The organism is Nonomuraea sp. NPDC003754 (assembly GCF_053605785.1).
On sequence record NZ_JBSGJX010000014.1, the window covers coordinates 176,243 to 189,384 of the forward strand.

The following is a 13,142-nucleotide window of genomic DNA, read 5'->3' on the forward strand; positions in this document are numbered from 1 at the left end:
CGCTCACAGTTCGGGAGCCTCCTTCAGCAGCGGGCCGCCCCAGCGGCTCTCCAGGGCCTTCTCGACCGCGGCGCCGACCCGGTAGCAGCGGTCGTCGCCCAGGACCGGGGCCATGATCTGCAGGCCGACCGGCAGGTTGTCCTCGTCGGCCAGGCCGCAGGGCACCGAGATGGCCGCGTTGCCGGCCAGGTTGGACGGGATCGTGCACAGGTCGGCGAGATACATCGCCATCGGGTCGTCGGCGCGCTCGCCGATCGGGAACGCCGTCGTCGGCGTGGTCGGCGAGATCAGCACGTCGACCTGGTGGAAGGCGGCCTCGAAGTCGCGCGCGATGAGCGTGCGGACCTTCTGCGCCTGGCCGTAGTAGGCGTCGTAGTAGCCGCTCGACAGCGCGTAGGTGCCGAGCATGATGCGCCGCTTGACCTCGGGACCGAAGCCCGCGGCCCTGGTCAGCGCCATCACCTCCTCGGCGCTGCGGGTGCCGTCGTCGCCGACGCGCAGGCCGTAGCGCATGGCGTCGAAGCGGGCCAGGTTGGACGAGCACTCCGAGGGCGCGATCAGGTAGTAGGCCGGCAGCGCCGTCGTGAACGACGGGCAGGAGACCTCGACGACCTTGGCGCCCAGCGACTCCAGCAGCGCGACGGTGTCGTGGAAGCGGTTGAGCACGCCCTGCTGGTAGCCCTCGCCGTCGAACTCCTTGACGACGCCGATGCGCATCCCCGCGATGTCGGCGTTGCGCGCCGCCTCGACGACGTCGGGCACGGGCGCGTCGATGGAGGTGGAGTCCATCGGGTCGTGCCCGGAGAAGGCCGCGTGCAGCAGGGCCGCGTCCATGACGTTGCGGGCGAAGGGCCCGGGGGTGTCGAGGGAGCTGGCGAAGGCGATCAGGCCGTAGCGGGAGGACCCGCCGTAGGTCGGCTTCATGCCCACGATGCCGGTGACGGCGGCGGGCTGCCTGATCGAGCCGCCGGTGTCGGTGCCGGTCGACAGCGGCGCCTGGTAGGCGGCGACCGCCGCGCTCGACCCGCCGGACGAGCCGCCGGGGATCCTGCTGAGGTCCCACGGGTTGCGCGTGGCGTGGTAGGCGGAGTTCTCGGTGGAGGAGCCCATCGCGAACTCGTCGAGGTTGGTCTTGCCCAGGATGACCAGGCCCGCCTGGCGCAGCCGCGCGGTCACCGTCGCGTCGTACGGCGGGCGCCACCCCTCGAGGATCTTGGACGCGGCCGTGGTCGGCATGTCCTTGGTGGCGAAGATGTCCTTGTGCGCGATCGGCACGCCCGCGAGCGGGCCGAGCTTCTCGCCGGCCGCCCGCCTGGCGTCGACGGCGCGCGCCTGCTCCAGCGTGACCTCGCGGTCGACGTGGAGGAACGACTGGACCTGGGGCTCGACCTGCTCGACGCGGTCGAGATGCGCCTCGGCGACCTCGACCGCGCTCACCTCGCCCGCGGCGATCAGCGCGCCCAGCTCGGCGGCGGTCTTGCGGATCAGACTCATGCTTCCTCCCCGAGAATGCGCGGAACCCGGAAGCGGTCGTCCTCGACGGCCGGCGCGCCCGAGAGCGCCTGCTCGGGCGTGAGGGACTGTCGCACCTCGTCGGCACGGAACACATTGGTCAGCGGAAGCGCGTGCGACGAAGGCGGGACGTCCTCAGCGGCGACCTCTGCCACCTTCGCGACCGCGGCGATGATGTCATCGAGCTGGGTGGCGTAGTGGTCGAGCTCGTCGTCGGAGATCGCCAGCCGGGACAACCGGGCCAGGTGCGCGACCTCGTCGCGGGTTATGGCGGACATGAGTCGTTGAACCCGTTTCATGGATGGAGTTTGGACAGTGTCATCCTAGGGCTCTTGACGCAGGGTGGCCGAACCGTTAACACGCCTGTGGCGTGGCGGCGGCCGGAAGCGGGCCGTTCGGCGTCGACGCGGCCCGCAGGCGGGCGTCAGACGGTCTGCGAGATCTCCACGTAGTCGATCTCCTCCACCCCGACCCGCTCCCGCAGCCAGACCGTCGCGTCGGCCGGCGCCATCGCCCGGCCGAACAGCCAGCCCTGCCCCATGTCGCACCCCATGTCGGCCAGCCGGAGCGCCAGCTCGTCGGACTCCACGCCCTCGGCGACCGACCGCAGCCCGAGCGAGCGCACCAGGTCGACGATCGAGCGCACGATCCGCTCGTCGTCCTCCGAGCACGACATCCGCTGCACGAACGAGGCGTCGATCTTGACCTCGGAGGCGGCCAGCCGCTGCAGGCGGATCAGCGACGAGTAGCCGGTGCCGAAGTCGTCCAGCGCCAGGGGCACGCCGAGGGCGGCCAGCGCCCTGATGGTGTCGTGGGTGTAGGCCTGGTCGCCCATCAGGATCCGCTCGGTGACCTCGAGCTGGATCGCCTCCGGCGGCAGCCGGAAGCGGGACAGCCCCGCCTCCAGCTGGTCGGGCAGCGCGGAGTCGAGCAGGTCACGGGCGGAGACGTTGACCGAGATCTGCACCTGGAGCCCGGTGTGCCACCAGCGGGCGGCCTGCTCCATGGCCGCGTCGATGACGTACTCGGTGATCTGGCGCATCAGGTAGGACTGCTCGGCCAGCGGGATGAAGTCGGCGGGCGAGATCGGCCCCCGCACGGGGTGGCGCCAGCGCAGCAGCGCCTCCATCCCGCGCACCTCGCCGGTGGCCAGGTCGACCTTGGGCTGGTAGTGCAGGCGCAGCTCGCGGTTGTCGACCGCGCGGCGCAGATCGCCGAGCAGGCCGAGACGTTCGGGCGAGTTGCGGTCCTTGTCGGGCTGGTAGAGCTCGACGCCCGTGCGGCCCTCCTTGGCCAGGTACATCGCCACGTCGGCACGCTGCAGCAGCAGCTCGAAGTCGGGCGCGTGGTCGGGGAAGAGCGCGATGCCGACCGAGCCGTCCATGTCGAAGGTCATGCCCTCCAGGCGCACGGGCTCGGTGAGGGCGGCCCTGAGCCGGGCTGCGACCTCCCTGGCGGCGTGCGTGTCCCTGATGGACGGCAACAGCACGGCGAACTCGTCGCCGCCGAGGCGCGCGACCACGTCGCCCGGCCGTACCGAGTGGGTCAGCCGGTGGGCCACCATCTGCAGCAGCCGGTCGCCGACCGGGTGGCCCATCGTGTCGTTGACCTCCTTGAACCGGTCGAGGTCGATCAGGAAGAGGCCGACCCGCTCGTCGGGGCGGCACTCGGCCAGCGCCTCCTCGGTCGAGACGATCAGCATCTTGCGGTTGGGCAGGCCGGTCAGCTCGTCGTGCAGGGCCTGGTGGTCGCGGCGCATGGACAGCGTGGCGGTGAAGTAGACGGCGGCCAGCGGCGCCACGAACAGCGGCACCAGCCCCGGAGAGTCCTGCATGACGACGACGACCAGCGGCGCGAGCCCGAGCAGCCCGGCGTAGACGAGCGCCTGCGGCCCCACGGTCGCGCGCAGCACCCTGCTGAGCGAGCGCCGCTCGTGCAGGGCGACCGCGCCGCACACCAGCAGCGCCCGCGCGGCGAAGTAGGCGACACCCGACAGCGCGATGGGCACCATGGCGAACCCGGCCGGCACCCAGGGCGCCGACGGGGTCGGCACGATGCCGAACAGCCCCAGCACGACCGCCGCCGCGGTGAACGCCAGCGTCGCCTGCGCGATGTTGAACATCACCCGATGCCACGCCTTGCGCGTGACGATCCCGTTGACCGCGATGCCGACCACCTGCATGAGCACCGCCACCGGCAGGCCGTAGTGCAGTAACACGGCGAAGGTGAACATGGTCGCCGGGTAGGTGCCGCCCACGGCGGTCGCCGAGGACACCATGACGGGACGCAGCTCGCCCAGCACCACCAGCACGGCGAGCACCCAGAAGAGCGGAGTCCTGGCCAGCTCGGCCAGGCCCGCCAGGTCGAGTCGTAGCTCGGCCACGAGGAGCGCGGTGAAGCCGATCACGGAGACCGCCAGGAGGAAGGCCCAGAGCGGGCTTCCCACACGTGGTCCCGTGTCGCGCGTGTCAGTTGGGTCGGTCATCGGTAACAGAACCCCCAAGAGGTCACTATGGGAGGGTACGACCTCCACCCCACTTCCCGAAACCACCCGCCTACGTTCCGTCACACCACTTGCCCAGATTTATCGGCAAGAAGCATCTTTTGTACGTTTTTGCTCGACAGTGGTTCCCCCTGGTCACTGCCGCCCCCTCAGGGGCTCCCCGTCACGCCGGCGAGGGGCGGCCGTGACCGCAGCCGCTCCCGCCCCGCGTTCACCCCACGAGCCTGACGAACTCCTCGAAGGAGATGCGGCCGTCACCGTCGGCGTCGGCGTTCTGCTCGAGCGAACCGAGCGCCTCCCCGGGAAGCCCGGGGAAGTGGCGAACCAGCTCCGCCTGGCTGATGAAGCCGTCGCCGCTGGCGTCGATCGCGTCGAAGGTCTGGCGCAGCTCCGCCAGCCGCTCGGGGCTGAGATCCGACATATGTGAACCCTTTCCGTGGAGAGGGCTATTCTTCCGGCTTCACCGCCACCTCGGCAGCCGCTTCCGCGCCCTTGTCGAGGAGGACATGGAATCCGGCCTCGTCGAGGACGGGCACCCCGAGGCTGACCGCCTTGTCGTACTTCGACCCGGCGTTCTCCCCCACGACGACGAAGGCGGTCTTCTTCGACACCGACCCGGCCACCTTGCCGCCCCTGCCGGTGATGGCCGCGGCGGCGGAGTCGCGGGTGAAGCCCTCGAGGGTGCCGGTGACGACGAAGGTGAGGCCCTCCAGGATCTGCGGGCCCTTCTCCGGGGCCGGCTCGTCGGCCATGCGGACCCCGGCCGCCCGCCAGCGCTCGATGATCTCCCGGTGCCAGTCGACCTCGAACCACTCGCGGACCGTGGCGGCCACGCGCGGGCCGATGCCCTCGACCGCGCTCAGCTCCTCCTCGGAGGCGTTCATGACCTCGTCGATCGAGCGCAGCGCCCCGGCCAGCGCCTGGGCCGTCGGCGGGCCGATGTGGCGGATGGACAGCGCGACCAGGACCCGCCAGAGCGGGACCTGCTTGGCCTGCTCCAGCTCGTCGATGAGCTTCAGCGCGTTCTGGCTCGGCTGGCCGTTGACGTTGGAGAAGAACGAGACGACCTTCGGCTCGCCGGTCTTGGGGTCGATCTTGGGCAGGCCGGTCTCCTGGTCGCGCACCACCGACCTGATCGGCACCAGCTGCTCCAGCGTGAGGTCGAACAGGTCGGCCTCGGTGCGCACCACCGGCTCCTGCTCGGCCACCGGCTGGCTCAGCGCCGTGGCCGCGACGTAGCCCAGGCCCTCGATGTCGAGGGCCTTGCGCCCCGCCGCGAAGTAGAGGCGCTCGCGGAGCTGCGCGCGGCAGCCCAGGGCGTTGGGGCAGCGCAGGTCGGCGTCGCCCTCCTTCTCGTAGGCCAGCTCGGTGCCGCACTCGGGGCAGTGGGTCGGCATGACGAACGCGCGCTCGGAGCCGTCGCGCAGCGCGGTCACCGGCCCGACGATCTCCGGGATGACGTCGCCCGCCTTGCGCAGCACGACGGTGTCGCCGATGAGCACGCCCTTCTTCTCCACGATCGCGGCGTTGTGAAGGGTGGCCCGCTCGACCGTGGACCCGGCCACCACGATGGGCTCCATCACCGCGTACGGCGTGACGCGACCGGTGCGCCCGATGCCGACCTCGATCCCGAGGAGCTTGGTGTTGACCTCCTCCGGCGGGTACTTGTAGGCGATCGCCCAGCGCGGCGCCCGCGAGGTGGAGCCGAGCTCCCGCTGGGTCCTGATCTTGTCGACCTTGACGACCACGCCGTCGATCTCGTAGGCGGGGTCGTGGCGGTGCTTGCGGTAGTGCTCGATGAAGTCGTCGATGCCCCGCACGTCGGGCACCACCCGGTAGAGGTCGCTGACCGGCAGCCCGAACTCCCGCAGCCGGTCGTAGACCTGTGACTGCGCCTGCGGCTCGGCCGCGCCCTCCCAGACGCCGACACCGTGCACCAGCATCCGCAGCGGTCGCTGCGCGGTGATGCGCGGGTCCTTCTGCCGCAACGTGCCCGCGGCGGCGTTGCGCGGGTTGGCGAACGGCGGCTTGCCCTGCTCGACCAACTGCTCGTTGAGCTTCTCGAACTCCTCGACCGGGATGTAGACCTCGCCGCGCACCTCGACCAGCGAGGGGATGTCGCTGCCCACGAGCCGGTGGGGGATGCCGGTGATCGTGCGGACGTTGGCCGTCACCTCGTCGCCGGTGCGCCCGTCGCCTCTGGTGGCGCCGCGCTCCAGCCTGCCGTTCCGGTAGACCAGCGCGATGGCCAGCCCGTCGATCTTCAGCTCGCACAGGTAGGGGCCCGGGTCGCCCTCGGCCAGCCGCTCCGCCCTGACCTGCCAGGCGGCGATGTCGGCGTCGGTGAAGGCGTTGTCGAGGCTCTCCATCTTCTGCAGGTGCTCGACCTTCTCGAAGTCACCCGAGACGGGCGCCCCGACCTTCTGCGTCGGCGAGTCGGGCGTCTGGAGCTTCGGATGGGCCTCCTCGAGCGCGAGCAGCTCGTTGAACCAGCCGTCGAACTCCGCGTCGCTCACCGTCGGCTGGTCGAGGACGTAGTAGCGCCAGCGCGCCTCCTCCACCAGCTCGCTCAGCTCGGCGTGGCGCTTCAGCGCGTCCACGGGCACGCCCTCGACCTCGGCGCTCATCGCTTACTCCCTCCGTCAAACCTGAGAGAACGCTATCTCGCGGCACCGACATTCGGCTCCCGACGGGCCCTGCCGTCCGCCTCGCCGTCCGCCTCTCACGCCACCCGCTTCCACGTGGCCGAGCACGCCTCCCTCGGCGGCGAGCTCGCGGGGCTGAGACACAGCTGGGCCGACACGCGCTCGACGCCGCCGCCCCTCTCGTACACCGGCAGCGAGCGGTTCCTGTTCCCGCAGTTGCGGTTGGTGGCCGCCTCCCACCGTGCCACGACCCGCCGGTCGGCGTCGCCCCTGAGCCTGAGCAGCAGGATCACCCAGGTGCAGTTGCGGTCGTTGTGCTTGTCGGTGACCGTCGGCACGGTGACGGTCAGCTTGCCGTCCCTGATGGTGGCGGTGACCGCGGCCCAGTTGCCTCCGGGTCCGGAAACCGTGACGGCCGAGCCCGCGTACGCGGGCGCCGGCGGGAGCGCGAGTGAGGTCAGCAGGACGGCGGTGGCGATGGGACGTCTCAAGGTCATCTCCTAGGGGCACGAACGCTGGTAGGCCAGTCCGTCGGTCAGCCGCATCCACTCCTTCTCGTCCAGCCCGCGACGGACGATGCCGCAGGCGGCCGCCACGGGGTCGCGCAGCACGGCCATGTGCGGCGCGAGGTCCCGCACGACGGCCTCAGGCCCCGGCCCGACGGCGAGCATCCGGGTCCCGTCGGCGCTCATCGTGACCTCGTCGGCCGCCGGCAGCGCCGCGTACCTGCGGGCCTGGCCCGACCCCTCCACGTGCCACAGGGTGACGGGGCCGCCGCCCGCCCCCGTGTACGCCACGGCCGAGCCGAGGGCGAAACCGACGGACGACACCACGGGACCGTCGTTGCCCAGGTCGGCCAGGTGACGCGGCCTGGCCGGGTCGGAGACGTCCCAGAGCCTGGCCAGCTTCGCGCTGCCGCCGGTGAGCAGCCGGCGACCGTCGGGCGACAGGGCGGCCGAGACGATCCCGGAGGGGTCGGCGGCGAAGGCGGCGGCGGGCACCGGCCTGCGCGGGTCCGCCAGGGTCCAGAGCCGCACCACGCCCCGGGCGTCGCCCGTGACGGCCAGCCGCCCGTCGTCGCTGATCACCGCGGCGTCGACGGAGGCGGAAGCGCCGGTGGAGGCCGGGACGCCAACGGAGGCCGGGACGCCAACGGAGGCCGGGACGCCTCCCGGGGCCGTGACGTCCGCAGGGGCCGGAGTGCCCGCCGGGGCCGGGGCCCCGACGGAGGCGGGGACGTCCGCAGGGGCAGGGGCGTCGCCCGGGTCGTCCGGGCTCGCGATCGGCGGCAGCCGTACCGGGGGTGAGGTCGCGGCGGGCCACAGCGTCGTGGTGCCGTCCTCGGTGCCCGCCAGCGCCCGTCCGCCCGCCGAGGCGACCGCCGTGACCCTGGCGCCCGGCGGCAGCAGCCGCGCGGCGGCGCCCTCCGTCCACCGTACGGCGCCGCCGTCCACCCGCCCGGCCAGCACCGCCGTACCGTCCAGGGCCAGCGCCGACACCTGCCCGGCGTCCTCGGCGAGCGCCGCCGCCTCGGTCAGCCGGCCGGCCCCCATCTCCCACAACGTGACCGCGTGCTCGGCCGTCACCGTCACCAGCCGCCTGCCGTCTCGGGCGAGCACCCCGCGCCCGACGTCCGGCCGCGGCACTCTCGCCAGGACGGCGGGCGGACGCAGCCGCGCGGTCCCCCACAGCACCGTCCTGCCGTCGCTGTCGGCCGTCACCAGGTCGGAGGTGACGGGGTCGAAGGCGGCGGCCACGATCCCGCCCGTGCCCGCGCCGACCACGGCCCGCTGCACCGGAGCGCCCTCGCCCACCTCCCACACGATCGTGCGCCCGTCGCCGCCCGCCGTGGCCAGCAGCCTGCCGTCGCCGCTGAAGGCGACCGCCTTCACCCCGGAGGCGTGCCCCGCCAGGTCGGCCAGCGGCCTCGGCCGGGCGCCCTCGATGTTCCACAGGTAGGCGCGCGAGCGCCGGCCGCTGGTGGCGATCGTCCTGCCGTCGGGACTGACCGCGACCGCCCACGTGACCTGCGCCTGCTCCCCCTCGGCGGACGCCGGCGTGGTGAAGCTCCCGGCGGCCTTTCCCGGCGTCCACAGCAGGCACGCGGTGAACCTTGCGCAGGCGACGACGCGCCGCCCGTCCTTCGTGAAGGCCACGGATCTGACCGGATCGTCCTGGTGCGTCGGCAGCGTGGTCGCGGGCTGGTCGTCGCCCACCGGCCACACGTGCGCGCCCGCGGCCGTGCCGAGCGCGAGCCGCCTGCCGTCGGGGCTGAAGGCCAGCGCGTAGATCCTGCCGAAGCCAGACTCGAACGTGGCCGTCCGTGCCCAGCCCGCCACCTGCCAGATGATCACCGTGCCGTCGTCGCCGCCGGTGGCGAGCGTGCGGCCGTCACCGCTGAAGGCCGCGGTCCGCACGTGTCCCGTGTGGCCGCGCAGCGAGGCGACCCGCACGGGCGCGTGCGGCCTGGAGGTGTCCCACACCTCGGCCGTCCCGCCCATGCCCACGGTCGCCACCATCCGGCCCCGTGGGCTGAAGGCCAGGCCCAGCAGACCGGGGCCGGCGCCCTCGAGCCTGGCCGAGTAGAGGGTGCCGGCCAGCAGCCCGACCAGCGCGGCCCGGTGCCGCTCGCCCGGCTCGATCGCGAGCGCGGCGAGCCCGAGGCGGAGCGCGACCGGCGGGTCCGTCTGGACCTGGGCGTTCGCCTGAAGGACCAGGGCCCTGGCCGTGGCGCTCCGGCGGGCGGCGTCGGCGCTGCCGTACAGGTGGAGGGCGATGCCGCCGGCGGCCACGGACAGGACCAGCAGGACGCCCAGCACGGCCGACAGCAGCACCCTGCGCCTGGCGCGGCGGCGGGCGGCCAGTGCCGCGCGCTCCTCCGCGGCGGCGGAGGCGTCGAGGAAGGCGCGGGCGGCCGCGCCGAGCCGCCTGCCCTCGGCCCACTCGCGGGCGAGCGCGAGCCTGGACCCCCGGTACAGCCCCGAGTCGTCGCCCTCCCACGCCGCGGCGGCGGCCACGAGGTGCTGCTCGACGAGCAGGCCCGCCCGGTCGGAGTCGAGCCAGCCGCGCAACGCGGGCCAGGCCTCCAGCAGGGCCTCGTGGGTGATGGTGACCGCCGGCCCGTCGATGGTGATCAGCCGGGCGCCGCCGGAGGCGAAGGCGTCGATCACCTCGCAGGCCGCCAGCGCGTCGGGCACCTCGGCCAGCAACCGGTCCAGCTCCACCCGCCGCCGGGTGTCGTCGGTGCCCTCCCCCACGTGGACCAGGCGGGTGAACACCGCGCGGGCCTGCTCCCTCGACGGCAGGGCGTCCAGGACGGCGTCGGCGGTGGCGGCCAGCGCGCCGTGGATGCCGCCCGTGGCCTGGTAACCCGCCACGGTCAGCGCGGCCCCGCGCCGCCGCTGCCAGGTGACCAGCAGGGCGTGGGAGAGCAGCGGCAGCCGCCCCGGCTCCTCGCCCAGGTCGCGCAGCAGCAGCTCGACCAGTCCGGGCTCCACGGTCAGCCCCGCCGCCAGCGCGGGCCGCTCGACCGCTTCGCGCAGCCCCGCGGCGCTCATCGGGCCCACGACGACGGGCCCGCGTTCCAGACCCGCCCTCAGCTCGGGTACGGCGGCGCACCGGCCGAGGAAGTCGGCCCGCACGCCGAGCACGACCCGCCCGCGCAGGTCCGGGATCCTCCCCGCGGTGAACGCCTCCTCGAACTGGTCGACCACCAGCACGTCCACGTCGGCGGGAACCGGCTCCGACGGTGTGATCACCGCCACCGAGGTGCCCGCCGCGCGCTGCCGGAGCGCGGGCACCAACCCGGCCCGTAACAAGGACGACTTGCCCGAGCCCGACGCGCCCGTGACGATCAGCGGCGCCGGGTCGTCCAGGCGCCTGACCAGGGTCTCCACCAGCCGTTCGCGGCCGAAGAACAGCGGCGCGTCCGCCGTCCCGAACGCCTCCAGCCCCTTGTACGGCGGGCCGTCGAAGGGTGGCGGCCGCTCCCGCCGTCCCGGGACGCCCGCGGTGTGGGCGGCGCGCAGCAGCACCAGCTCGCCCACCCGCCCGGTGGTGCGGACGCGCGGCACGGGAAAGCCCGCGGCGGGCAGCTCCCTGCTCAGCCGGCGGTGCAGGCCGGCGAGGGTCAGCACCGGCGGCGGCGCGGCCAGCAGCCGCAGCAGCGCGCCGCTGAAGGCGGTGTGGCGCAGGCCCTCGGGCGCGAAGGACGGCTCGCTGCGCCCGGCCGAGGTCAGCACGAAGGCGCCGGAGATCTCCGCCACGTCCCACGGGTCCGACATGCCGTCGATCGCGCGGCCCGAGAAGCAGCAGTCGAGGACGACGACGAGCGGGCCTTCGACGTTGTCGAGCAGGTAGCGGCGTAACAGGTCGTACGGCAGCGCCGTGTGCTCGAGGCCCAGGACCCCCGAGACGGTCCCCGCCGTCGCCAGGTGGAGCGCCCCCCGCCTGCTGACCAGGCCGTGCCCGACGTAGTAGACGATCAGCGGCCCCTCGGCCGACGCGGCGGCGGCGATCGCGTCGCCCATCTCGCGGGGCGAGGCCGGATCGAGCACCACCCGCACCGACGCCAGCCCGCACCTGGTCAGCAGCGCCTCGCGCAGGTCGGCGAGCGTGCGCGCCACCGACGGCAGGTCGGGCAGGTCGGAGCCGGAGCCGTGGGTGCCGGTGCCCAGCAGCAGCGCGCTCGCGCCGGCGAAGTCTCCGGCCGTCACGCGTCGGCCCCTCTGGGGCGGAGGTGGCGCCTCATCCCTCCTGGATAGCTCAGCCGGCTTGCAGCGCCCTTGCCGTCTCCCTCAACTTCGACAAGGCGAGACGCGCGTAGGCCGGCGAGGCGCCGGCCAGCCCGCAGGCGGGTGTGAGAACCACCCGGCGCTGCAGTTCCTCGGCGGCGAACCCGAGCCGCTCCCACAGCTCCACGGCCGGCTTGGCGATCACCTTCAGGTCGGGCAGCCGGGTGTCGACGCCCGGCACCACGCCCAGGAAGAAGTCGACGCCCGCCTCGACCGCCTCGCCGATCGGGTCCTCGTCGCGCCGCGACAGCAGCGCGGCGTCCAGCGAGATCGCCCGCACGCCGGCCCTGCGCAGCAGCGCGATCGGGGCCCTCGGCGCGCAGCAGTGCACGATCGCGCCGGGGAAGAGCCGCAGCGACTCCTCCACCCGCCACTCCTCCACCGCGGGCAGCCTGCCGAACCCCGAGGCCGTCGGCACGGTGCCCGCCAGCACGCCCGGCAGGCCCGGCTCGTCGAGCTGGAGCAGGATCTCGGTGGCCCCTGGCACCCTGCGGCGCACGGTGGCCACATGGTCGGCCACCCCCTGGGCGAGCGAGGCGGTGAGGTCCCTGACGGCGCCCGCGTCGGACAGCATCTTGTCGCCGTGGCGCAGCTCGATCGCGCCCGCCAGCGTCCACGGCCCGCACACCTGCACCTTCAGCGGCCCGGTGTAGCCCTGCGCGACCTCTTCGAGGCCGTCGAGGTCGCGCGCCAGGTGGTCGACGGCCCTGCGGTGGTCGCGGCCTGGACGCGAGGCCAGCCGCCAGCCCGAAGGCTGGACCTCCACCGGCAGGTCGACCAGCAGCGCCGCCGTACGGCCCGCCATGTCGGCGCCCACGCCCCTGGCGGGCAGCTCCGGCAGGTACGGCAGGTCGGGCAGCTCTCCGAACACCGTCCTGAGGGCCTCGAGATGGTCCTCGCCGGGATGGGATCCGACACCGGTTGCGCCAAAAGACATGGCTCCAAGCCTAGAGCGGCGGCCGAGCCGCCATCTCCACCCCGCCCGGCACTCCCAGGTGTCGCGCTCCACGCGGCGCCCGCGCCGATCCGGGTAAAGGGCCCTGAACTATCGTGGGAAGGTGAAACTCACCAAATATGGCCACGCCTGCGTCAGGATCGAGAAGAACGGCAAAGTGCTGGTCATCGATCCGGGCGTCTTCACCGACGCCTCCGCCCTCGACGGGGCCGACGTCGTCCTTGTCACACACGACCACTTCGACCACGCCGACCGCGACAAGCTGGCCGCTCTCGCGCCCGAGGTGTCGATCTGGACGTGCGAGGGTGTCGCCTCAGGCTCGGCCGAGGGGCTCGATGCCCACGTCGTACGGCACGGCGACGCCTTCGAGGCCGCCGGGTTCGAGATGAAGGTGTTCGGCGAGTGGCACGCCGCCAACCACCCCGACCTGCCGGTCGTGGACAACGTGGGGTTCCTGGTGGACGGGGAGGTGTTCTACCCGGGCGACGCGTTCACCGTGCCGCCGGTGCCGGTCGGGACGCTGCTGGTGCCGACGGGTGCGCCGTGGTTGAAGCTGGCGGAGGTGATCGAGTACCTGCGCACGGTGAAGCCCGCCCGGGCGTACTCCACGCATGACGCGCTGTACAGCGAAGCGGGGCTCGGGCTGGTGGACAACTGGCTGAGGATGGAGGCGGAGAAGCAGGGCGCCGACATCCGCCGCTTGGCGGTCGGCGACTCCGCCACCCTGTCCTGAC

General features: G+C 73.3%; 9 protein-coding genes. 1 reads left to right on the plus strand and 8 read right to left on the minus strand.

The annotated features are described in order from the left end of the window. Window positions 1–3: 3 nt before the first annotated feature. From gatA to ACWEVS_RS19745, 8 genes are all read right to left on the minus strand, one after another. Window positions 4–1,494 (minus strand): Asp-tRNA(Asn)/Glu-tRNA(Gln) amidotransferase subunit GatA, encoded by a 1,491-nt coding sequence (gene gatA, locus ACWEVS_RS19710; RefSeq protein ID WP_354909750.1) that lies wholly within the window; start codon window positions 1,492–1,494, stop codon window positions 4–6. Then, window positions 1,491–1,790 (minus strand): Asp-tRNA(Asn)/Glu-tRNA(Gln) amidotransferase subunit GatC, encoded by a 300-nt coding sequence (gene gatC / locus ACWEVS_RS19715; RefSeq protein ID WP_354909752.1) that lies wholly within the window; start codon window positions 1,788–1,790, stop codon window positions 1,491–1,493. Before gatC ends, gatA begins: the two co-directional genes overlap by 4 nt. Window positions 1,791–1,936: 146 nt before the next feature. Beyond that, window positions 1,937–3,997 carry a putative bifunctional diguanylate cyclase/phosphodiesterase gene (locus tag ACWEVS_RS19720; RefSeq protein WP_354909754.1) on the minus strand — a complete coding sequence of 687 codons (2,061 nt, stop codon included), beginning with the start codon at window positions 3,995–3,997 and terminating at the stop codon, window positions 1,937–1,939. A 229-nt stretch (window positions 3,998–4,226) separates the two neighbouring features. Beyond that, window positions 4,227–4,436 (minus strand): EF-hand domain-containing protein, encoded by a 210-nt coding sequence (locus ACWEVS_RS19725; protein WP_449928807.1) that lies wholly within the window; start codon window positions 4,434–4,436, stop codon window positions 4,227–4,229. 25 nt (window positions 4,437–4,461) lie between these two features. Beyond that, the gene (gene ligA, locus ACWEVS_RS19730; RefSeq protein WP_449928809.1) at window positions 4,462–6,642 is read right to left on the minus strand and encodes an NAD-dependent DNA ligase LigA; all 2,181 of its coding nucleotides are present in this window, start codon (window positions 6,640–6,642) and stop codon (window positions 4,462–4,464) included. Between the two features lie 95 nt (window positions 6,643–6,737). Then, a complete protein-coding gene (locus ACWEVS_RS19735; RefSeq protein WP_449928811.1) occupies window positions 6,738–7,151 on the minus strand; it encodes a hypothetical protein in 414 nt (137 codons plus the stop codon). 9 nt (window positions 7,152–7,160) lie between these two features. Next, a complete protein-coding gene (locus ACWEVS_RS19740; protein ID WP_452552671.1) occupies window positions 7,161–11,375 on the minus strand; it encodes a caspase, EACC1-associated type in 4,215 nt (1,404 codons plus the stop codon). 49 nt (window positions 11,376–11,424) lie between these two features. Beyond that, window positions 11,425–12,390 (minus strand): methionine synthase, encoded by a 966-nt coding sequence (locus tag ACWEVS_RS19745; protein ID WP_354909767.1) that lies wholly within the window; start codon window positions 12,388–12,390, stop codon window positions 11,425–11,427. Window positions 12,391–12,511: 121 nt separating this feature from the next. Between ACWEVS_RS19745 and ACWEVS_RS19750 the strand changes: the two genes are divergently transcribed. Further along, the gene (locus ACWEVS_RS19750; RefSeq protein ID WP_354909770.1) at window positions 12,512–13,141 is read left to right on the plus strand and encodes an MBL fold metallo-hydrolase; all 630 of its coding nucleotides are present in this window, start codon (window positions 12,512–12,514) and stop codon (window positions 13,139–13,141) included. Window position 13,142: the final 1 nt, after the last annotated feature.